The sequence below is a fragment of the Diplocloster modestus genome (genome assembly GCF_019042245.1).
Lineage (GTDB): Bacteria > Bacillota > Clostridia > Lachnospirales > Lachnospiraceae > Diplocloster > Diplocloster modestus.
In genome coordinates this window covers 430,077-451,194 of sequence record NZ_JAHQCX010000001.1, presented here as the reverse complement: position 1 = coordinate 451,194, position 21,118 = coordinate 430,077, and the positions used below count along the sequence as shown (strand labels likewise).

Sequence of the window (21,118 nt, the reverse complement as noted above, 5' to 3'; positions counted from 1 at the left end):
CATGGCTCAGACTTTTAAAGTCGGCCTCTGCAGATATTCCATATTTTCCCATCTCAACTAATCCGAAGAGAAATACATCTGGGGATGGCATCTGCATGGATACCATCCCCTCCCTCCAGGTATTTCCTATAAGGCAAAATCTATATAACCCGAATATCGTCTCCCTGTCCGTACAGCACTTCCATTTCCTTATGCAGTTCTCCCGTCTGTGCATCCTTTTTCTGATGGTAGATTCCCCAGGCCTTTCCGTTACACCAGAAACTGCTGAAATCATCTCCGTTGATCTGCGGCTTAAAGGAGATTGTGCCCGTCCTGTGATCAAACGCAAATCCGGTTAACGCCAGCAGGACACCGTAACTTGCCATGGAACGCGTATAATAATTGCCAGATTCCACCTCGGACCACGGATTCCGTCTATATCCATCATGTCGGTCTCTGACTGCCTTTACCACGGTAAGGCCCTCATCGATCAGCCCCGAATACAGTAAAAGCGTGGCCGCCTCATATTCAATTCCGGTCCAGACCTCTCCGTAGTAGGTAAAGGGAAATCTGGGTTTACCGCCTTTTGGCCAGGTACACGGAGTAAGCCCGGACTCATCGTTCAGGATAAACGCCCGCTCACCGTGAACATAATCCCGCGCATGACGGATAAAATTATACTTGAAGATAGATTCCGATGCTTTTTTTACATGTTCCTTCGGGAGTACATACCCTAATCCGGCGCAGTGTGCCATAAATTGTCCTAGCAACTGGTCCGACAGACAGCCTTCCCCATATTGGTAACGGTAATTCTCCAGGCGGTCAAGAATCTGTATATAATATTCTCCGTTAAAGCTGATCTCATCCAGTTTTTTGCTGCCGGCTTCGAACCTGTCTCTGAACTTTTCTGCCCGCTTCTCATCCTTCAGATAGCCGGCCATTTCAGCAGACGCTTTCAGTGCGGCCAAATAGATCGTGCTTACCATACTGGTGATTCCATAAAGCTCCGTATCATAGGTGACATGCTGTGCCTGTTCCAATACGCCGTCCTGGTCCTGATCCCATGTGTTCTCCGCGAATTCCATACAGCTTACTATTTTTTCCCAGCTTTCCCTCAAGAATTCATCGTCACCACTTAACTTCCATTCCCGGTAGAAACGCACAACCGTTCCCAACTGGCCATCGGCTGATGGAAGCATATCCCACTGTTCGAGACCCAAGCCCCGGTAGGTCCGGTAAGCCATATGTCCATTTTCCCGGGTCTCCTTCAAAAATTCGATTCTGCGCATGGAGCGCTCCAGTTCGGGGAATAAGAAAGCCACAGTCTGCGCGTAATTCCATACATGGGTGCAGGTTCCGGAACCACAGCCAGCAGTCCGATCCACCCCTTCCCAACCCAGGAAATCACCGTTCTCGATCCGAAAGCAGGTGGGGCTTCTTAACACCGTTATGTTATCCGCAGCCGCTTCCAGTACATATCCAGGCAGTGTGGTCTGATAAAAAGCATTGGAAAACATCCTGGATCCCGCTTCAAGTCGCTCTTTCTGCTGATCCAGATACTCCGCCGCACTCCACGCATCCGGAAAACGGGCTGCATAATAGTTACGGATCGTCTCGTATTCGCCATTTTTAACAGCTTCAAGTGCCCCTATCGAATCAGGCCATCCCTTTACCCTATTGGGAAAACTCCAGGTAATCATGAACTCAAATAACTCTTCTCCGCCAGGTTTCACCACCCGTTTGCTGCATACTGCTCCCACCCGGAAAAAGAAGTGCAGATATGTATAATCAAATAATTCCGCCATCCGGCATCCTCTTGCCTCTACCGAAGAGGACTCATCCAGCTCTCCATCCGATGTAAAATCCTCCCAAAAGTCCTCCGCACCGTCCGTCCACTGTCCCAGCAGCCAGTATGGCCGGACCGTAGCCTTCTCATCTGTGACTGCAAGTGCCATCGTTCCGTTGGAAAGCAGGTTGTCCGGCAACTTATCTCCCCGCATGAACACGCCTTTTAACCTTCCGCTTTCCCTCTTCTCATTCCGACGTTCACCCTGAAATGTCATAATATCAAACATATCATAACCGGTAAATCCCACCGCATTATTTAGGGAACCCGCTACCGATACCGTAACGGGTCGGTTCGTTGGATTTTTCACCCGATACCGAAGGCAGGCGCCGGGAATACCGGAGTCATCCGCATTCAGCGGTATAAAAGGAGTATAAGCTTCCAAGCTAACCTGGACCGGCAGATCTTTATCCTGAAACTCCACCTGCACAAAAGGATACCTGGAGGATAGTCTGGAATCGCTCAATCTGGGCCATCCGGCAGTTTCGCACCGCAGAAATCCCTGTGGTTTTGCAAAAGGCGGCGTATATTCGGATTCCAGGACCTTGGCTGTAATTGTACCGTCTTCCTCCTGCGTACGAATGGCAAAGAATGTATAAGGGTTTATATTTTCCACCGCTGGCTGGTTGAAGATCTGCCAACTCTTAAGCTCCCCTCTGGCACCGACCGATATATTTCCCGTGCCGATCCCTCCAAGCAGGAAAGCGCAGGACTCTGCCTCCCGCCCGTAGGTTTTTTGTGTGTTATCCGCATATAGATCCGTCAACGGATATAAGCGTTCCTTTTCTTCCATCGTCATCTCTCTCCCGTTATTTCTGCACTGCTTCCTGGCGCATTTTCTCCATCTGGTTGAGTAATTCATCCAGGCCATTTGTCTCCAGACAGTAATCCTCAATCAAAACATCCTGCCAGAATGCTGTCATTTCCGTGGAAATATACATCAGCTCCGATCCATAAATCCTGGTTTTCAGGTCCGCAAACTGCTGTACCAGCGGATCTTCAGAGGTAACATTAACGTTAACCGGGGCAAAACCATAGTCTGCGTGAATCTGCTGCATCTCTTCACTTGTAAATTCCTTCAAAATTTCAATAGCAGCGTCCGGATGCTGTGCATTCGAGGGAATAAAATACGCATCAGCTCCGCCCAGACTGATATTTTCCTTTCCGGCTTTCGGCCACGCGGCAATTCCGACATTAAAATCACAGCCTTCCGCTACCATACCGGATACCGCGTTTACATCCCCGATGATTGCCACTTTTCCCTGATGGAATGCAGCGATCACTTCATCCCTGGTGGTAATCATGGCGCCGTCCTTAGGATACCAGTAGCCCTTGTCATACAACTCCTTAGTCTGTTCCAGGCATTCCTGAAGAAGCGGGTCGGTCACAGCCACTTCTGCATTCCCCCATGCCTCCATAGTCCCTGCGTCATTGGATTTACTCAACAACGCATTTCTGGCCATAAAATCGTTGCACAGGCCGCAGATGGCATAGGGATAGGCCTCGGTCTTCTCATCAATCTGGGCGCAGGTTTCCATGAACTGATCCCAGGTCCACTCCGAAGGAATCTCGATTCCCGCTTCTTTCAGTAGATCGGCATTGTAATAAAAATTAGCATAGACGCCTGTCATAGGCACCGAATAGTATTTTCCATCATATTTTCCCACATCCACCAGGCTCTGGTCCAGGGAATTCAGCCATTCACCGTTATTTTCCGTAAGATACGGCGTGAGATCCAACGCTTGTCCTGCATCCACATAGGGTTTCAGATATTGTCCCTGTTTGAAATAAATATCCGCCGGTTCTCCGGATGCGATTCCGGTCTTAATCACTGTATCCAGATTTTCAGTATCAACCTCCAGCAATTCAATCTCATATCGGTCGGACAGTTTTTCCTTTATGGAATTCCAGATAGGTTCTTGTGAAGTTGTAGCAGTATTTACCACATAACAGACCACCTTCGTCTTTTTCCCGGATTCTTCCTTTCCTGTTGCTTCTTTCCCATTTTCCTCCGTTTGGCTCCCTTGCTGATTACCTGACTCACTGTCGTTCCCGCTGTTCTCCTGTGTCCCGCTGCCGCACCCTGTCATCATCCCCAGAGTCATAACCACCGATAGTAATACTGCCAATAACTTTTTTCCCATAACCTTTCTCCTTTCAATCCCTTCTGGCGCTGCCGTTTCCTGTGTCCGGCAGCATTAGTTTTGCTGTATATCTTTTATATAAATCCCCATTTTTCCGGGAACAGGATCACCCTTTTAACGCACCATTTGATAAGCCCTGTACAAAATACTTCTGCAGGAAACTAAAGATCAGAATCAGCGGCAAAATAACGATACAGATCGCCGCAGACATCGGCCCCCAGTCTGTTGAAAACTGTTGTTTAAAGCTAATAATCCCCACCGGCAGAGTTCCAAACTGAGAAGTTGCCGTGGAAACCGATGCCCATAAAAGTTCCCCCCAAAGCCCCACAAAATTAAAGATCGCGTTGGTTGCTGTAGCCGGCTTCATAACCGGCACCGCAATACGGCAAAAACACTGTAATTCAGAACAGCCGTCGATCCTGGCCGCTTCCATCAGTTCCTGCGGAATTGTATCAAAGTAGTTCTTATAAATCAGAATCGTCAGTGGCATTCCCCAGCCTATATAGGGCAAAATCAGCGTCACATATCCGTTCAGCAGCCTCAGGCGGCTCATGATGAGATACAGGGGCATAATAACGGATTCTAACGGCATTAGCTGCGTAATTACGATAATTCCGATGGCTGCAGCGCTCACATAACGAACCTTTAACCTGGAGAGTGCATAGCCTGCCAGCGCGCTAAAAATAAGAACAGCTACTACCGATATCCCCACTACGATCACACTGGCTTTAAAATATCGACCGATTCTGCTGGTTACCCAGGCGCTGTAGTAGTTCGACCATTTAAATTCCCTGGGAATCCCCCAGATATTATTGTAGAATTCGGACGTGGCCTTAAGCGATGTAAGACCGACAAAAACAATTGGATACAGTGTAATGAGAACGGATAACAGCGCCACACCTCTGCAGACCAGATTGGTGTGGTTCAATTTTTTAAAATTCATAGGTCTCCCCTTTCATTATCCTTTGCGTAAGCAGCACAATTACGATGATAATTATCGCCGTCAATACTCCCATGGTGGAGGAATAGCTGAATTTGCTGTAAGTGAATGCGGTTTTCTGCATATAGATCGGAACCGTCATCGAGGCGTTAGCCGGGCCTCCCTTGGTCAGTACATAGACCAGGTCATAGGTCTTGAAGGCGTTTAGCAGTACAAATACCATGGACAGCGCGATGGTCGGTCTGATTAACGGCAGAAGGATATGAATCATCTGCTGTCTGTAAGAGGCTCCATCAATTCTTCCGGCCTCCAGCAATGTGGGCGGTACCGCCTGCAATGCCACAAAGCACAGCATCATCGGCATTCCCAAAAGTCTCCAGATTCCCACAGCGATCACACAGGGCAGAACTGTGGCAGAATTTTCCAGCCAGGCATTGGTAAGGCCGGTCAGTCCGATCAGACGCAGTAACTGATTCAGAAGGCCCATATCTGAATTGTAGATAAAGGTGAACAGTAAACCGATAATCGATACCGGGATCATAGCCGGCATAAATATAATCAACCGATATAAAGCTCCCTCTCTCTTTCCCAACCAGTAAAGCATCATTGCCAGCAGAAGACCCAATATCACGGCCCCAATCATGGTAACCACTGCAATTATTACAGAATTTGAGATGCTCTTAAGAAAAAGACTGTCGTGAAATGCTTTGACGTAGTTTTGAAAAAGCACAAACTTTTTTTCATTAAAGCCATCCCACTCCTGAAAAGATAGTACAATATTCCAGGCGCCTGGGATAAGAAACCCAAACAGAATGAATGCATAGCCAGGCAGCATAAACCCAACGGCCAGTAAAAGTCTCGTCCTTTTTTTCCGTTTCCGCATATCAGATCACTTCTCTTTCCAGATTTTTATCTTTTCTATCCTTATTATAATCGTTTGAAAATACGATCCATATCCACAAAACTACAAAAATGTACACCTTACGGTTACTTCCTTCTCCTCTGGCACCAGGCAGATCTGCTCCTTTGGCCCTGCAATTCCATGGATTATCAGACGCAGATCCTTTAAAAGCTCCGACATCGTTATTTTCAGGCATCCCGCATGATATACCGCCTGTACAAAAAATACGGACTTGCCGTCTGTATCCGTAATCCTGCAACATGCGCTCTTCTCATTTTCGATCTGATAAAAGTGCAGACTCAGTCCTTCCAGATATGAATAATCCGGTCGGTCTATACGGCCGCCGATAGGCAGGATGGAATTCGGCCGAACATACAGAGGCAGAGAATGAAAATCATAGGTTTCCTGATACCAACGGCCGCCATTTTTGCGCTCGTTCGACAGCAGGTGTGTCCATGTCCCTTCCGGCAGATAATAGAGCGCCTGCTGGTTCTCCCGGAATATAGGCGCTACCAGCAGCTTATTACCAAGCATGTACTGCATATCCAGATATGCAGTGGCCGGATCCTCCTCAAATTCCAAAACCATCGGGCGCATTACCGGGATTCCCGTCTCATGCGCATATGCAGCGCAATCATAGAGATAAGGCATCAAAGAGTATTTTAGCTGTGTAAACTCCCTGCACACCTCACAAGCCTCTTGATCATACAGCCATGGGACACGATAGCTCTTTGAGCCATGCAGCCGGCTGTGAGTGGACAACAGTCCAAACTGAACCCAGCGTTTGTACAGATCAGGGGAGGATGTCATCTCAAATCCACCCATATCATGACTCCAAAAAGAAAACCCGGACATCATAAAGGAAAGCCCGCCCCGCAGGGTTTCAGCCATCGATGCGTAGGTTGCACAGCAGTCTCCGCCCCAGTGTACCGGGAATTGCTGGCAGCCGGCTGTGGCACTTCGGGCAAATAGTACAGCCTCCTGCTCCCCTTTTTCTTTTACCAGCAGTTTATAGACACACCGGTTATAGAGATAGGTATAGTAATTATGCATCGCCATCGGGTCGGAGCCGTCTGCATAGCGGACATCGATGGGGATTCTCTCTCCAAAATCTGTCTTAAAGCAGTCCACTCCCAGCTGCAGTAATCCTTTTAATTGATCCGCATACCAGGCTGCTGCATCCGGATTGGTAAAGTCCACCAGCCCCATACCCGGCTGCCAATTGTCCAACTGTTTGACTCCCCGGCCATCCGCTCGCTGTAGAAAATATCCCCGCTCCATCCCTTCCTGGAACAATTTTGTTCCCTGTGCCACATAGGGATTGATCCACACACAGATCTTCAGTCCCTGATTTTTATAACGTTTCAGCATGGCCGGTACATCCGGAAATGTCTCTGGATCCCATACAAAATCACACCAGTGCAAAGCGCGCATCCAATAACAGTCAAAATGAAATACCCGAACTGGAACACCGCAGTCTTTCATCCCCTTTAAGAAGGAATTCGCGGTTTCTTCATCATAGTTAGTGGTAAAAGAGGTGCTCAGCCATAGACCAAAGGACCAGGCCGGAGGCAATGCGGCTCGCCCGGTTATCCCAGTATAACCTTCCAGGATCTCCTTCATATCTTTTCCGCAGATCAGATAATAACGGATCTCCTCACCCGGAACGGAAAATCCCACCTCCTCCACTTTTTCACTGGCCACCTCAAAGGAAACCGGGTCTGCATGGTCTGCAAAAACACCATATCCCTGATTTGTCATATAAAACGGGATGTTTTTGTAAGCGATCTGAGACGAGGTTCCGCCATCTTCATTCCAGCAGTCTACCACTTGACCATTTTTCACAAAAGCAGTAAATCGTTCACCCAGACCGTAAACACATGCTCCTGGATTCAACGACAGGCTGGCCGTCATATAAGGTCGGTATTCCGCCTTCATATACTCTTGCTCCGGAAACATCGTAGCTGGCTCTCTGTCATATTGAGCATAACCCAAGCCATGGTACCCGCAGGAAGTCAAATGACGCCCGTCTGCCTCAAAGCTTAGATTCCATTCTTTTTTATCAACGTGCACCCGGAAACGTCCGGAAGTAAGAACGGTTTCCTTTTCAAAATCTTCGACCTTTGTCTGTATGGATTTTAAGCATTTTGGGAAACGCGGATCTTTTCTCTGGTAACCTTGATAGTGATAACTGCAAACAGAGAGGATATTCTCTCCAGCACTGGTGATCAGCGTCGTAATTACCGGCGTATCCAGGGCATCCGCCCTACTTTCGATTCTTTTCGTGGGAGCTGTAATTTTAATGCCGAATGGAATTTCTTCAATCTGAAATGCTTGGGCTGCATATATCATATGAGCCCGCTCATTTTTTTCCCAGTATCCTTCCGTGAATTTCATACGCTTCCTCCTCTTACCTTCTTCGGGTTATTTGGTTTTGATAGTTGTTTCCTTTTCCTGTCATTACTTTTCCCGTTCTCCTGTCTGCTGCCTTTTTTCTTATCCGTAATCCTTATTTTACAGTTTTGGACGGCAGCCGCTATCCATAAAACTACAATAATATCCCAAGACCGTTCCGTCTCCTTTCCTAATATTGGGTATCCGTTTAGATTCCGGAAAAGAGGTTATTAAGAATTCGTTAATTTTTCCTAATAATGATTGACAGCCGGTAGGTGATATGTTAATTTATAAACCAGTTTATTATCAGGTAAGGATGTGATTTCGCACATGGACGACAGCAGTGACGGAGATACTGCAGCCGAACATAGGGACCATTTTTTCTATGCAGAGCCAAAAATAGATAAGGTATAGTCTGCCCGAAAGGGAATCCGCGGCAGACTATACCTTTTTGTGGTTTTCTATATCCCATTAATACATGCCCTTCGGGCAAATTCGCAGCTTACTTTTAGAGACCAATGACTTTTTGATTCAGGAGGAATCTTATTATGGTTGGACCCATACTTTTACAGATTGTTTTAATTTTCTTAAACGCTACATTTGCAAGCGCGGAGATCGCCGTAATCTCCATGAATGACACAAAACTCAAAAAATTAACCGCCGACGGGGATAAACGCGCCGCCAAGCTGTGGTCGCTTACCGAGCAGCCCGCCCGTTTTCTGGCCACCATACAGGTCGCGATTACATTGGCCGGCCTCTTAGGCAGCGCCTACGCCGCAGACAACTTTGCTGGTCCCTTGGTTGATATTATGATAAACGCCGGCGTCCCTATCCCGGAAAATATCCTGAATTCCATCTCCGTCTTTCTGATCACGCTGATCCTGGCTTATTTCAGCCTGGTGTTCGGAGAACTGGTGCCAAAACGAATCGCTATGAAAAAGGCCGAATCCATGGCGCTTGGCATGTCCGGTATGCTGTACTTTGTATCCAAGCTCTTTGCGCCGCTGGTATTTTTATTGACGGTCTCCACCAATGCGATCCTTCGGCTGATGCGCATGAATCCCGAGGAAGAAGAGGAAAAGGTTTCCGAGGAAGAGATCCGTATGATGCTGGCCGCGGGAAATGAGCAGGGTACCATTGATTCACGGGAAACCGAAATGATCCAAAACGTGTTTGAATTTGATGATATCTCCGTGGAACAGCTCTGTACGCACCGGGTGGACATCGTTCTTCTCAGTATGGAAGATTCCATTGAGGAGTGGGAACAGGTCATTTACACCAACAGACATACCTATTATCCGGTTTGTCAGGATAATCCGGATAATATCATCGGCATCCTGGACGCGCGGGATTATTTCCGTTCCCCGGATAAATCCAAAAACTATCTCGTGGAACACGCAATGGATGAACCGTATTTCATTCCAGAAGGCATGAAGGCCAGTACTCTGTTTCAGAATATGCAGAAATCGGGGGTATACTTCGCAGTTGCCATTGATGAATATGGGGGGCTAACCGGTATCGTTACACTGCATGATTTAATGGAAGTATTAGTGGGAGATTTAAACGAGAGCGATGACGAGCCGCCCGTGGAAGAAATCGTTAAGCTCAGGGATAATGAATGGGCGATCCGCGGTTCTGCGGAACTGGATGAGGTGGCGGAAGAGCTTAAAATCTCTCTTCCAACAGAAAAGTATGACACCTTCAGTGGATTTATCTGCGGTACTATCGGCAGGATTCCGGATAATGGAGAGACTTTCACCTGTGACTACTGCAGGCTCTCAATCCAGGTTGAAGAAGTGATCAATCACCGGATCGAACGAACGCTGGTCCGGCTGAAATCTGAATAAAAGGGCTCCGGGAATCTGTACTAAAGCCGAGCCGGTTCTGTTACTTTCGGAAGATACCATGGGGCCATGGGGGGCCATGTCCAAATTGAAATGGACATGTCCCAAACCGGAATGGACATGTCCCAAACTGTAATAGACATGTCCCCTTTTGATCATTTTGTTTAGTTTTCGGTGCCCAGCAGATAATCTATAAATTGTTGGGCGGTACGTCCGGACGGACCGCCGTGATTGAGGGCCCATTGGTTGGCTTTCAGATGGAGTTCGTCCTCGGACATGAGTATTTTATTACGCTTTGCCAGCTCGGACACGATACCCATGTATTCTTTCTGACTGGGTCCGCAGAAGAAGATCTGTACTCCGAACCGGGCCACCAGGGAGAGCTTCTCCTGCACGGTGTCGGAGGCATGCAGGTCATCCCGCCTGCCCTGCTTGTCGGCGAACTCTTCCCGGACCAGATGACGGCGGTTGGAGGTAGCGTAGATGAGGATATTGTCGGGCTTTCGCTCCAGGCCGCCTTCGATCACCGCCTTCAGGTATTTGTATTCAATCTCAAATTCTTCGAAGGAGAGATCGTCCATATAGATGATGAATTTGTAGTTCCGGTCTTTGACCTGGGCGATGACATCGTTCAGGTCCTGGAACTGATGCTTGTAGATCTCGATCATTCGCAGGCCTTTGTCGTAGTACTGGTTCAGAATCGCTTTGATACTGGAGGACTTTCCGGTGCCGGCGTCGCCGAAGAGCAGACAGTTGTTGGCACGGCGGCCTTCCACAAAGGCTTCGGTATTGTCGATCAGCTTCTTTTTAGCCAGTTCATATCCAACCAGGTCGTCCAGATGGACATGGGCTATTTTTGTGATCGGGACGATTTCAGCACCTTCGCTGTGATGAATCACGCGAAATGCTTTATGTAAACCCAATTTGCCGACTCCAAAGTCTTGATAAAAAGAGGTCATAATATGCAGGAAATCATTGTCATCCTGCGCTTCTGCAAGCTTTACCCCTAATTCACAGATGCGTTCGCGGATTCTTTGGTTGTACATTTTGCTGTTTTCATTTTCCACATGATAGTTTAAAAATACACTCAGCGTATCTACTCCAAGGGAATCTGCCAGATCCATCAGAGGATAATCAAAATATTCTTTGAAAATCGCAAAGTCATGCCGCGCCACTTCATTGATGCTTCCCTCGATGGAACCAATGATTTCACTGGCTGTGCTGAATGCGTTTTCGTTGTTCACCAGCAGCAGCGCCAGGTAGTTGTGCCACAGATTTCCCTGGAAACCATATTTCCCCGCCAATTCTACCAGGCCGTTCATACAGCAGTACAGCTTAGTACGCAGCTCCTTCCGGATTCCGTCCTCCTTAAACTCCAGGCGGACGTTTTCCATAATCTCCGACATCTGCTCCAGGATCTCCCCGTGCTCCAGATTTCTATACAAAATCAATTCATCATATCTCATAGTTTCCTCCAGTGCCGCATTTACTGCGGCTTAATAATTACCCAGAATCCGCATATTGATCGCCTCTTCGGCGATTCCCCGCAGCGCATTTTTCTCAGAACTCCCCGACAGGTTTCCTTCGAAGTCCACGAAGAACCGGTATTCCCAGTTTCTTCCCTCCAGCGGCCGGGATTCGATCTTAGTCATGTTTAGATTGTTATAGATAAAGTGGGAAAGAATATTAAACAGGCTTCCGCTCTCGTGAGGCAGCTCAAAGCAGATGCTGACCTTCTTCGCTTCCTTTCGGTAGATTTTCTGGTTGGTAACCACAATGAACCGGGTAGAGTTGGATTTATCATCATTCAAGCTGTCCTTTAAAATATGAAGCCCATAATATTTTGCCGCATGCTTTCCGGCTATGGCAGCCTGGGTCTTATCCTGCTCATCCACAACCTTCTTGGCAGCCACTGCCGTATTGCGGATACTCATGATCTGCCAGTCACGGTGCTCCGCCAGGAATCTGGACGACTGCATCAGCGCCTGGGGATGGGAATAAACGGTGCGGATATCGGCAAGTTCGGCTCCCTTAAGTCCCATCAATGCATTTTCGATTCGGATAATCTGCTCCCCCACAATATAATTATCAAATTCTACCAGCAGATCATATACCTCGCTTACGATACCGGCCGTGGAATTCTCGATCGGCAAAACTGCAAAATCCGCCATTCCCTCCTGGATCGCCACCATGGCGTCCCGCCAGGTATCCACGTGAAAACTGCTGACTCCTTCGCCAAAGAAGGTTTCCATGGCCCGCTGGCTGTACGCTCCGTCCGTTCCCTGGAATACCACCCGCGCATGGTCAAATCCCATGTTTTCCACCTGGGTAAACGCTAAGCGGCCGGTCACGCCCTTCTCTGCCAACAGCCTGTACTGCAGCTTACGGCTCATGGACATGATCTGTTTGAACAGCTCTTCGATGCCATGCCGGTTGAAATCGTCATCCGTCATCTGTTTTAACGCGCGGATCTTTTCCTCTTCCCGTCCTTTGTCCAGAATCTTCTTGCCAGTCTGAATCTTATAACCGGCAACCCGGCTGCTGATCTCCATCCGCTTCTCAAACAGCTCTACGATCTGCCGGTCGATCTCATCAATTCCCTGTCTTAACTCTAATAAATCATCCATCGCTCAATTCTCCCTTTAACTGCCGTATCGTCTTATTTAACAGCGGATGCCGTTTCAACGGAGCGATCTGCTCCAGCGGCGCCAATACAAAATCCCGGTTCTGCATATCCGGGTGGGGGATCGTCAGCTCCTGCGTATCCCATATCTCATCATCATAGAACAACAGATCCAGATCCAGTGTCCTGGGCCCCCAGTGCACGAGGCGCTCGCGCCCCGCCGCCTGCTCAAGCTCCTGAAGCCTGTGCAGCAGCTCTACCGGCGGCAGCAACGTCTTAAGGAGAAGACATCCGTTCAGGAAATCTTCCTGCTCCACACCTCCGTAAGGAGCCGTTACCACAAACTCCGATACACGTTCTACCTGACAGCCGGTGGTTTCATCTAAAGAGGTAACCGCCTGTCGCAGATACCCTTCCCGATCCCCCATATTGGAACCAAGAGCAATATAGGCCGTATGCCATGCCCGCTCGATCTCCACGGAAACCGTCTCTAACGGCAGGCCAATGGGAGCCCACGGCTTCTTGACTTCCAGCCGGATCTTCTGTAGGTTCGCCGTATGGATCAGCAGATAAGCCGCCAGCTGTTCCGCAGCCGATTCGATCAGCTTAAAGGTGTGCTCTTTCATAAATTTCTTTATCATGTGGCAGACTTCCCCGTAATGGATCGACTTCTTCAAATCGTCTGTGAGACCGGCCTGCCTGGTATCTGTGTAAAGAGACGCCGATACGAGAAATTTCTGTCCCAGCGTATTCTCTTCCGGATATACTCCGTGATTGCAGAATATCTCCAGATTATGGATATGAATTTTGTCCAAGGTACATTACCTCCTCTACCCCACGGTTGGGGACATGTCCATTTCGGTTTAGGACATGTCCATTCCAGTTTGGGACATGTCCGTTTCAGTTTGGACATGTCCCCATCTGTTACCATGTGTTGTCCTATCTCAACAGGCCTCCTGTGCCAGTATAGCTCTGGCCATCTGCACCGCCCTTTTATTTTCTTTGATATCATGCACCCGGATAAACGCGCAGCCCTTCATAACCGCCATCACCGTAGTGACCAGCGTTCCTTCGATCCGCTGATCCACCGGCAGGTCCAAGGTCAGGCCGATAACGGATTTGCGGGAAGTGCCAAGAAGGATCGGGCAGCTAAGCGTATGCAGGATTTCCAGATGATGGATCACTTCCAGATTCTGCTCATAGGTCTTGCCGAATCCCACTCCCGGGTCCAGGATAATCTGCCGCTCCGATATTCCCGCCCGGGCCGCGATCTTCAGGGTCTGTCGCAGATCCTCACACATTTCTTCCAGAAAATGATCGTAGACCGCTTCTTTCCGGTTGTGCATCAGACAGCAGGAAGCGCCGCTTTCAGCAATCACATCCGCCATCTTATCGTCATATTTAAGGCCCCAGATATCGTTAATCAGATCAGCTCCTGCCTCTATAGCGGCCTGCGCTACTCTGCTCTTATGGGTGTCCACGGATATCGGTACATCAAAACGCTCCCTGACCGCCCGGATAACCGGGATCACCCGCTTCATTTCTTCCTCCTCCGGCAGTCCCATTACATAGCCGGGCCGGGTGGACTCTCCGCCTATATCCAGGATGTCTGCACCGTCCTGAATCATCTGCTCCGCATGAACCAGCGCTGCATCCAGCGAATTATATTTTCCTCCATCCGAAAAGGAATCCGGAGTAACATTCAAAATCCCCATGATATAAGTCTCATTTTTTGTATCAAATTCACGGTTTCCGATTTTCATCATCTTTGTCCTTCCTTTCAGTCCAGCTGCCCTTTTAATAGGTAAGAACCTGATTCTTTTTCGCGGCAGCCCAGTCGCAGATCTCTTCCACCTCACAGACATAGCAGCCTCTGGATAACTTATCGGCTCGGTAAATCAGCCAGTCAAGCGGTGTCTGCGACGCCCGGGCCGCGTCCCGGTGATTCCCGACAGCCGACAGAACCGCGGCGTTCTCTTCCTCATCATATCCACAGTCCTTAAGAATCCCGGCTGCGATTTTGACGCTGGCCTGTTGGTGTGGGGTTCCATGGGCATACTGTTCCGGCCTGCCGATATCATGCAGGAGGGCAGCCGTGTAGATAAATTCCTTACTTACCTCACATTCTTCCTCCAACGACAGTATGCATGCGATCCTTGCCACATCCAGCAAATGGCTGACATCATGGCCGCAATAAGGCCTCTCCTCTTCCCATTTCTTGATCTCTTCCTTATATATCTGAAATCGCGGATGCGCCAGAATCCGGTTGACCCGCTTCATCTCTTCCATATACCGCATTTGTCCTCCAAACGTGGGCGTACATCCTGCCAACTGCACGGCCTTCGTATCCCACCGCTACCTGATCATCTGGAAAAATGTATTCTGAAGCTGCATATCCCCCTCAAAAACACCCCTGGTTGCGATGGATACCGTACGGCTGCCGGGCTTCTTGATCCCCCGCATAGTCATGCACATGTGCTCCGCCTCCATCATTACCATCACGCCTCTGGGAGCCAGATGTTCCATCAAAGCATCCGCGATCTGCACGGTCAGCTGTTCCTGGATCTGCAGGCGTCTGGCAAACGTCTCCACCGTTCTGGCCAGCTTGCTAAGTCCCAGGACCCGGCCGTCCGGAATGTAAGCCACATGCGCCTTTCCGTAGAACGGCATCAGATGATGCTCACAGGTGGAGTAGAATGTGATATCTTTTTCCAGAACCATCTCGTGGCTGTCCACCTGAAAGGTCTTGGACAAATGCAAAGCCGCATCCTCATCCATTCCCCCGTAGATTTCCTCATACATCCGGGCTATTCTGGCCGGCGTTTCCACCAGGCCTTCCCGGTGGATGTCTTCCCCGATCCCTTCCAACAAAAGGCGTACGGCCGCCTCTACTTTTTCTTTATCAATCATGGATCTCTTCCTTCCTGCGCTTCACAATACCGGCCAGTTCCCCAAGATAGGACAGGGAACCAAACGCTGCGATCACATCGCTCTCTCCCGCCGCTTTTATACTCAGTTCCACAGCCTCCTCAAGGCTTCCCGCCGCTTCTGTCCGCGGCTGATATCTTCGTACCGCCTGCGCCAGCTCTTCCGCCGGCAGGCCTCTCGCCGAATCCGGAGGCGTCACCGTAAAGATTCTGTCCGCCATGGGAGCGATGATTTCAGCCATTTTATCATATTCTTTATCTGCAAACACTCCCATTATATAAATAAATTTTGCATTTGTAAAATAGTATTGCAGGGATTTTTTTAAAATAAGGACCGCATCCGGATTATGCGCCCCATCCATGATCATAACCGGATTCTCTGACAGCACGGTAAACCGTCCCGGCCACCTGGTATTCATAAGCCCCTCTTTCAACTGCCTGTCCGTAATCCGCCAGCCCAGCTGTCTGAGCACCTCTACCACCTCCACAGCCAGCGCCGCATTCGGAATCTGATATAATCCCGGCAGAAAAATGTTAAGCTCCTTATATTTCTTATATTGAAACGTCTGTATATGATAACTGCTGTACGCAATTTTCACAGATGGCATATCCACTCTCGTAAACGGGCAGTTTCGTTTCCCGGCTTCTTCCTGTAATACCTCCAGCACGCCGGCCGGCTGATCCGCTGAGACAACCGGTATCCCCTTTTTCATAATTCCGGCTTTCTTGCGCGCGATCTCCTCCAGGGTATTTCCAAGCCACTGGGCGTGATCCATACTGATGGAAGTGATCACCGCTAACTGCGTGGTAGTCACGATGTTCGTGGCGTCCGTGCTCCCGCCCATACCGGTTTCCAGCACCACAATGTCGCATTTCTTCCGCAGAAAATAGAGAAAAGCAACTGCGGTCTCCACTTCAAATACCGTCGGATGATCCCAGCCGTCCAAAACCATCTCTGCCGCCGCATCTGCCGCAACCGTCATACAAGCGGCCAGTTCCTCCTCCGATATCTGCGCTCCATCCACCTGGAACCTTTCCTCATAACAAAAAACAGTCGGCGACAGATATCTACCGACCCGATAACCGCTTTCCAGGAGTATCGTAGATAAAAAAGCAAGCGTGGAACCCTTGCCGTTGGTACCCGCAATATGAATAAATTTAAGCTGGTCCTGCGGATTCCCCAGCCTTCTAAGCAGCTCCCGGATACTCTCAAGTCCCAGCACACTGCCATAAGAACTTATCTTCTGTATATATTTTCTGGTCTCATTATAATCCATTTTCTGGTCCTTCTTTTAATTTCCGAATAATTCTCATTTCCTGTGTTCATACTATTGTTTATGAAACACAAATTTATCTTATGCGGCACCATTGGCTGGTGCATGGAAATCTTCTGGACGGCGTTCAATTCCTTCCGCCGCCGTGAATTAAAATTGATGGGCAAGACCTCCATCTGGATGTTCCCCATCTACGGCAGCGCCGCTTTGCTGGCTCCCGTCTACCGGCGTATCCGCAGCAAAAGCATCTGGCTGCGGGGTATGATCTACACCGTATGCATCTATCTGACAGAGTTTTTCACCGGAAGCTTCCTGAAAAAATACAACCTCTGTCCCTGGGATTACAGCAAGGCAAAGCTCAATTATAAAGGGCTGGTCCGTCTGGACTATCTGCCCCTCTGGTTTTTAACCGGTCTTTTATACGAGAAGGTATTATGCAAGGACGTGAAATCCTGAGAGACTTTCACGTCCTTGTTGTAATCTTTTCTTTAACTGTCCGGCCTGCTGATCCATCCGCTATCTGTCGTCGGGCAGATCGAACTCATCTCCGGCTCCGATATCCAGCATGTTCATCGTCCTGCGCTTCATCCGCGCCTGCTCAGAAGCCACCAGTATATAATCCTTGATCTCCCTGGCGTTCTTAATATGCACAAGCTCCAGCTTCGGATGCGTCGTGTCACCGGTATGACAGACGACGGTTCCCAGCCCAAAGATCCGCTCCAGAAGGCTATTGTTCAGCGTAACATCCTGGATCTTATACATATAGCAGTCATTTTCCACTTTTTTCAGGATACCTTCGTCGATCGTAATCAGATCTTCCGTCACCATATATTTGGTAAAGGTCCACGGCAGTCCGAAAAACAACACACGTTTCCTCTCCTTATATTCCATACACATTCCTCCGCTTTTCACTTTGTCAAACTATCTACATTATACGCAAAAGGAAATATGAATGCAATACTAATGATATTTAATAGCTATCCCTTAATAGACATCCTTCCACTCTTCGATATTCTCAGGATTGAATTCGAAGGGTTCTCCCAAGGTTACCTCTGTCCCGTCTCCTATGGTAATTACAGATTTCTCGCCCAGCCTGCCAGCCGTAAACGTATCCCCCTCAGCTCCCGTAATCTGGCCTGCTGCCAGAGCATAAGCGGTCTGTCCCGCCAGGTAGCCGTTGTCGATGGGATTCCACAGATACATGTAGGGACATGCGCCGTTGGTAATGTATTCTGCCATCTCACTGGGAAGACCCAGCCCGGTCAGTTTTATTTTTCCGATTAGGTCTTTATCCGTAATTACTTTACCGCAGGCTGCCATTCCCACCGTAGTGGGAGCCACGACTGCTTTCAGATCCGGATAACTTTTGAGCAGGCCTTCCATCTCGGAGATACTCTTATCGCGCAGGTCATCGCCGTATACTGTTTTCACCAGCTCGATCTTATCGTATTTGGGGTCCTTTAACTCTTCCTTCATCCAATCGATCCACACGTTTTGTTCGGCTGACTGGGCGGTGGCGCTTAATATGGCAAACTGTCCTTCCCCTTCCATCATCTCCGACACCGCTTTTACCAGCATCCTGCCGACTCCTTCAGAGTCCGCCTGGTTTACATGTATCATTCTGGCATCCACGGGAGCCGGACCATCGATGGAGATCACTTTGATTCCTTTCTTTATGGCTTTTTTCAGGACCGGGGAAAGCGCTTCCGGGTCATTGCACACCACGGCAATGCCGTCCACCTTCTGGTTGATCAGGTCTTCGATCATCTGGATCTGGGCTTCCGCCGTAGGCGCTTCCGGTGCTTTCGTGATTGCTTCATAACCCAGTTCTTCGATTGCATCAGCGAAACCGCTCAGCTGTTTTTCCTCATAAGGATTTCCTGTGATCCGGCTGATCATGGCGAATTTCATATTCTTACCGCCCGCTGCATCACTCTCCCCCTGTGCCGGGGTATCCTTAGCGGAACCGCATCCATAGAGCATTCCCATACTTAAAGTTACCGTTACTAATATAGCCAGCCATCTTCTTATCTTTCTCATACTTATCCTCCTTGTATGATCCGGTTATTTTCCCAGGTTCTATCACATTTTCATAAGTATTTTTTCATTTACCGGCTTCCATCCGTGTGGGACGGCTTTTTGCTACGCCTTGTGTGTATGTTCGGAATCAATACCGAGATTGCCAGCAGACATCCTATCACGATTAAGATCACTTCCGACTGCAGGTTGATAAGCCCTAACCCATAGCGCAGGAACCCGATGATAAAAATAGCGATCAGCGGCCCCCCCATTCTGCCCTTTCCGCCCAGGCTGCTGACTCCTCCTAACACCACCATCGCTATGACATCCAGCTCGTATCCGGTAGCCACGTTCGGCCTGGTGCTGTCCATCGATGGCGTAGACATATCTTCCAAAGTTCGTCTTATGAAGCAGCAGGGTAAAAATCACCGCGCAGAGGACAAACAGGAACAGCACCAGCGGAATTCCGGCGATCTCTCCCCAGCCCAGCTCCAGAAACCAATCCGGGAATCCGCCGCAGGCCTGATCTTCCAGGATCAGCAGCGCAATTCCGCGGTACAGCAGCTGCGTCGCCAGGGTGACAATCATGGGAGGGAGTTCCGGAAACTTGACCAGGACCAGCCCGTTGAACATTCCGCACAAAAGCCCTGCCCCAAGGCAGATGAGAACAGCCACACCCATGGGGACTCCCAGATAATTATAGGATACCGCCATAATCACAGAGGACAATGCGACTGTGGATGCCGGAGAGATATCGATTTCTCCCAATAATAATACGAAGGTCATGGGAAGTACAATAAACGCCTTGTCCAAAAAAGATTGCGTTATCCCCACCAGCGCAGACAGATTCAGATAGTATTCGGAGATTGACGCATTGACAATATTAATGATGAGGAAAATAAGAATCAGCATCCATTCCCACTGAAGGAAAAATTTTTTAAGCTTCAAATTTCCAGGCTTGATTTTCATCAGATCTTCCTCCTTTTCGCATTCATGAAATCCATCCGGCGCTTAATCAATACATTCAGGATAATCGCCATTAATATGATCACCGCCGAGCACACAAGCGGCAATGACGCTCATCTCGTAACCCGCGGCTGTATTTCCCTGGGCGGACGCATATTTGGATACCCAGAGGATACCGCACAGCCCGGAAAGGGCTCCCATGATCATATAGACCATGCACAATATTTTTTTGACCGGTATCCCGCTTACATCCGCCGCCTCCGGATTGCTCCCGACTGCATAGACTCGTCTCCCCGGGTTCGTGTGCTGCAAAAACACATACGCGGCAATAAAGATAAGCACCGCAATCAATACCAGATTGTTGATTCCCAGGAACCGTCCCGTCGCAATCGCCTTAAACGGATTGGTCATCTGATGCGCACTGACCCATTGGCCGTCACTGACCAAAAAAGTGATCCCGCGGTAGGCGTTCATCATTCCCATCGAAGCGATAATCGGCGGAACGCTTCCCCATGACACCATCGCGCCTACAATAAAACCGCATAGGGTACCAATCCCAATGCCCATCAAAAAAGCCAGCGGGATCGGAAGGCCGGGATACACAATCATCACCTTTGTCGTTACCATACCCGCCAATGCCAGTGTTGATCCCAGGGACAAGTCAATTCCGCGGGTGATAATCACCATCATCATCCCTACGGACAAAATTCACAATATAGCCGTATTGGTCAGCACGTCATCTACATTTTCCCATGTAAAGAAGTTGGAATTTCTTATCTGCACGAACAGGCACAGCAGCAGAATCGCTCCGATCATCCCCATTTCACGGAAAAGCGCCGGGTTTCGATTACTTTTTTTCATGATCTACTCACTTCCTTCCGCCGCACTCGCCATTGCCAATGCCAATATCTTTTCCTGAGTCGCCTCTTGTCCGCTTAATTCTCCCCGGATCCTCCCCTCTTTCATTACGAGAATCCGGTCACACAGGGACAGTACTTCCTGCATCTCGGAAGAAACCAGGAGAATTCCGAACCCCTGGTCCGCCAGGTCATCAATCCCGGTTGCTTTGATATTCAGTTCCCGGAAAAGTTTATTGGCCCGGCTGCGCTCCCGGGAAGCCGGCCTGTGTATCTTTCTCACGGCCCGGGACGCTGTCCGGGCCTCCCTATGGCGGATTTGTCCCAAGTCCCCGGCCTTCCGAAACTTCACAAAACCGTCCGAAAAAACTTCCGTCAGAATTGTGTTGAAATTCCGAAACATT

20 protein-coding genes are annotated in these 21,118 nt (G+C 49.0%); 2 read left to right on the top strand and 18 right to left on the bottom strand.

What is annotated here, in order from left to right:
• Positions 1-140 precede the first annotated feature (140 nt).
• From KTH90_RS02105 to yicI, 5 genes are all read right to left on the bottom strand, one after another.
• A complete protein-coding gene (locus KTH90_RS02105) occupies positions 141-2,687 on the bottom strand; it encodes a GH116 family glycosyl-hydrolase (RefSeq protein WP_238726184.1) in 2,547 nt (848 codons plus the stop codon).
• A complete protein-coding gene (locus KTH90_RS02100) occupies positions 2,635-3,969 on the bottom strand; it encodes an ABC transporter substrate-binding protein (protein WP_158352691.1) in 1,335 nt (444 codons plus the stop codon). Before KTH90_RS02100 ends, KTH90_RS02105 begins: the two co-directional genes overlap by 53 nt.
• Before the next feature lie 106 nt (positions 3,970-4,075).
• Positions 4,076-4,912 carry a carbohydrate ABC transporter permease gene (locus KTH90_RS02095; RefSeq protein WP_158342529.1) on the bottom strand — a complete coding sequence of 279 codons (837 nt, stop codon included), beginning with the start codon at positions 4,910-4,912 and terminating at the stop codon, positions 4,076-4,078.
• On the bottom strand, positions 4,902-5,792 hold the full coding sequence (locus KTH90_RS02090; RefSeq protein WP_158352692.1) for a carbohydrate ABC transporter permease: 891 nt from the start codon (positions 5,790-5,792) through the stop codon (positions 4,902-4,904). The genes KTH90_RS02095 and KTH90_RS02090 overlap by 11 nt, the downstream gene beginning before the upstream one ends.
• Positions 5,793-5,873: 81 nt before the next feature.
• On the bottom strand, positions 5,874-8,207 hold the full coding sequence (gene yicI, locus KTH90_RS02085; protein WP_158352693.1) for an alpha-xylosidase: 2,334 nt from the start codon (positions 8,205-8,207) through the stop codon (positions 5,874-5,876).
• A gap of 545 nt (positions 8,208-8,752) precedes the next feature.
• Here yicI and KTH90_RS02080 point away from each other — a divergent pair.
• Positions 8,753-10,051: a hemolysin family protein gene (locus KTH90_RS02080; RefSeq protein ID WP_158352694.1), complete on the top strand. Its 1,299-nt coding sequence runs from the start codon at positions 8,753-8,755 to the stop codon at positions 10,049-10,051.
• A gap of 161 nt (positions 10,052-10,212) precedes the next feature.
• Here the strand turns inward: KTH90_RS02080 and KTH90_RS02075 are convergent, their stop codons facing one another.
• The 7 genes from KTH90_RS02075 to KTH90_RS02045 form a co-directional block, all read right to left on the bottom strand.
• Positions 10,213-11,514 carry an ATP-binding protein gene (locus KTH90_RS02075; RefSeq protein ID WP_158342533.1) on the bottom strand — a complete coding sequence of 434 codons (1,302 nt, stop codon included), beginning with the start codon at positions 11,512-11,514 and terminating at the stop codon, positions 10,213-10,215.
• Between the two features lie 30 nt (positions 11,515-11,544).
• The gene (pheA, locus tag KTH90_RS02070; RefSeq protein ID WP_158352695.1) at positions 11,545-12,675 is read right to left on the bottom strand and encodes a prephenate dehydratase; all 1,131 of its coding nucleotides are present in this window, start codon (positions 12,673-12,675) and stop codon (positions 11,545-11,547) included.
• On the bottom strand, positions 12,668-13,486 hold the full coding sequence (gene folK, locus KTH90_RS02065; protein WP_158352696.1) for a 2-amino-4-hydroxy-6-hydroxymethyldihydropteridine diphosphokinase: 819 nt from the start codon (positions 13,484-13,486) through the stop codon (positions 12,668-12,670). Before folK ends, pheA begins: the two co-directional genes overlap by 8 nt.
• A gap of 129 nt (positions 13,487-13,615) precedes the next feature.
• Positions 13,616-14,434, bottom strand: a complete 819-nt coding sequence (gene folP / locus KTH90_RS02060; RefSeq protein ID WP_158352762.1) for a dihydropteroate synthase — start codon at positions 14,432-14,434, stop codon at positions 13,616-13,618.
• Positions 14,435-14,468: 34 nt separating this feature from the next.
• The gene (locus KTH90_RS02055; RefSeq protein ID WP_238726183.1) at positions 14,469-14,960 is read right to left on the bottom strand and encodes an HD domain-containing protein; all 492 of its coding nucleotides are present in this window, start codon (positions 14,958-14,960) and stop codon (positions 14,469-14,471) included.
• A 66-nt stretch (positions 14,961-15,026) separates the two neighbouring features.
• Positions 15,027-15,581 (bottom strand): GTP cyclohydrolase I FolE, encoded by a 555-nt coding sequence (folE, locus tag KTH90_RS02050; protein WP_158352697.1) that lies wholly within the window; start codon positions 15,579-15,581, stop codon positions 15,027-15,029.
• A complete protein-coding gene (locus KTH90_RS02045) occupies positions 15,574-16,875 on the bottom strand; it encodes a bifunctional folylpolyglutamate synthase/dihydrofolate synthase (RefSeq protein ID WP_158352698.1) in 1,302 nt (433 codons plus the stop codon). Before KTH90_RS02045 ends, folE begins: the two co-directional genes overlap by 8 nt.
• A gap of 60 nt (positions 16,876-16,935) precedes the next feature.
• Between KTH90_RS02045 and KTH90_RS02040 the strand changes: the two genes are divergently transcribed.
• Entirely contained in the window at positions 16,936-17,328 is a 393-nt protein-coding gene (locus KTH90_RS02040) for a putative ABC transporter permease (protein ID WP_158342539.1), read from the top strand.
• Positions 17,329-17,388: 60 nt separating this feature from the next.
• On the opposite strand, the gene KTH90_RS02035 is transcribed toward KTH90_RS02040, so the two are convergent.
• The 6 genes from KTH90_RS02035 to KTH90_RS02010 form a co-directional block, all read right to left on the bottom strand.
• Positions 17,389-17,763, bottom strand: coding sequence for a PH domain-containing protein (locus KTH90_RS02035; protein ID WP_158352699.1), 375 nt, complete (start codon positions 17,761-17,763; stop codon positions 17,389-17,391).
• Positions 17,764-17,856: 93 nt separating this feature from the next.
• Entirely contained in the window at positions 17,857-18,912 is a 1,056-nt protein-coding gene (gene rhaS, locus KTH90_RS02030; RefSeq protein ID WP_158352700.1) for a rhamnose ABC transporter substrate-binding protein, read from the bottom strand.
• 102 nt (positions 18,913-19,014) lie between these two features.
• A complete protein-coding gene (locus KTH90_RS02025) occupies positions 19,015-19,860 on the bottom strand; it encodes an ABC transporter permease (protein ID WP_238726182.1) in 846 nt (281 codons plus the stop codon).
• 42 nt (positions 19,861-19,902) lie between these two features.
• Positions 19,903-20,562: an ABC transporter permease gene (locus KTH90_RS02020; protein ID WP_330655791.1), complete on the bottom strand. Its 660-nt coding sequence runs from the start codon at positions 20,560-20,562 to the stop codon at positions 19,903-19,905.
• Between the two features lie 3 nt (positions 20,563-20,565).
• Entirely contained in the window at positions 20,566-20,718 is a 153-nt protein-coding gene (locus tag KTH90_RS02015) for a hypothetical protein (RefSeq protein WP_238726180.1), read from the bottom strand.
• Between the two features lie 3 nt (positions 20,719-20,721).
• Complete coding sequence (locus KTH90_RS02010; RefSeq protein WP_158352701.1) at positions 20,722-21,066, bottom strand: hypothetical protein; 345 nt, start codon at positions 21,064-21,066, stop codon at positions 20,722-20,724.
• Positions 21,067-21,118: the final 52 nt, after the last annotated feature.

Bases quoted from the DNA above. Each gene is read 5' to 3' on its own strand.
- rhaS (WP_158352700.1), bottom strand. From the start codon at position 18,912: ATGAGAAAGATAAGAAGATGGCTGGCTATATTAGTAACGGTAACTTTA.
- KTH90_RS02045 (WP_158352698.1), bottom strand. From the start codon at position 16,875: ATGGATTATAATGAGACCAGAAAATATATACAGAAGATAAGTTCTTAT.
- KTH90_RS02095 (WP_158342529.1), bottom strand. From the start codon at position 4,912: ATGAATTTTAAAAAATTGAACCACACCAATCTGGTCTGCAGAGGTGTG.
- KTH90_RS02075 (WP_158342533.1), bottom strand. From the start codon at position 11,514: ATGAGATATGATGAATTGATTTTGTATAGAAATCTGGAGCACGGGGAG.
- yicI (WP_158352693.1), bottom strand. From the start codon at position 8,207: ATGAAATTCACGGAAGGATACTGGGAAAAAAATGAGCGGGCTCATATG.
- KTH90_RS02090 (WP_158352692.1), bottom strand. From the start codon at position 5,792: ATGCGGAAACGGAAAAAAAGGACGAGACTTTTACTGGCCGTTGGGTTT.
- KTH90_RS02100 (WP_158352691.1), bottom strand. From the start codon at position 3,969: ATGGGAAAAAAGTTATTGGCAGTATTACTATCGGTGGTTATGACTCTG.
- KTH90_RS02025 (WP_238726182.1), bottom strand. From the start codon at position 19,860: ATGAAAATCAAGCCTGGAAATTTGAAGCTTAAAAAATTTTTCCTTCAG.
- KTH90_RS02040 (WP_158342539.1), top strand. From the start codon at position 16,936: ATGAAACACAAATTTATCTTATGCGGCACCATTGGCTGGTGCATGGAA.
- folE (WP_158352697.1), bottom strand. From the start codon at position 15,581: ATGATTGATAAAGAAAAAGTAGAGGCGGCCGTACGCCTTTTGTTGGAA.
- KTH90_RS02015 (WP_238726180.1), bottom strand. From the start codon at position 20,718: ATGAAAAAAAGTAATCGAAACCCGGCGCTTTTCCGTGAAATGGGGATG.
- pheA (WP_158352695.1), bottom strand. From the start codon at position 12,675: ATGGATGATTTATTAGAGTTAAGACAGGGAATTGATGAGATCGACCGG.
- KTH90_RS02105 (WP_238726184.1), bottom strand. From the start codon at position 2,687: ATGAATTACTCAACCAGATGGAGAAAATGCGCCAGGAAGCAGTGCAGA.
- folP (WP_158352762.1), bottom strand. From the start codon at position 14,434: ATGAAAATCGGAAACCGTGAATTTGATACAAAAAATGAGACTTATATC.
- KTH90_RS02035 (WP_158352699.1), bottom strand. From the start codon at position 17,763: ATGGAATATAAGGAGAGGAAACGTGTGTTGTTTTTCGGACTGCCGTGG.
- KTH90_RS02055 (WP_238726183.1), bottom strand. From the start codon at position 14,960: ATGGAAGAGATGAAGCGGGTCAACCGGATTCTGGCGCATCCGCGATTT.
- KTH90_RS02080 (WP_158352694.1), top strand. From the start codon at position 8,753: ATGGTTGGACCCATACTTTTACAGATTGTTTTAATTTTCTTAAACGCT.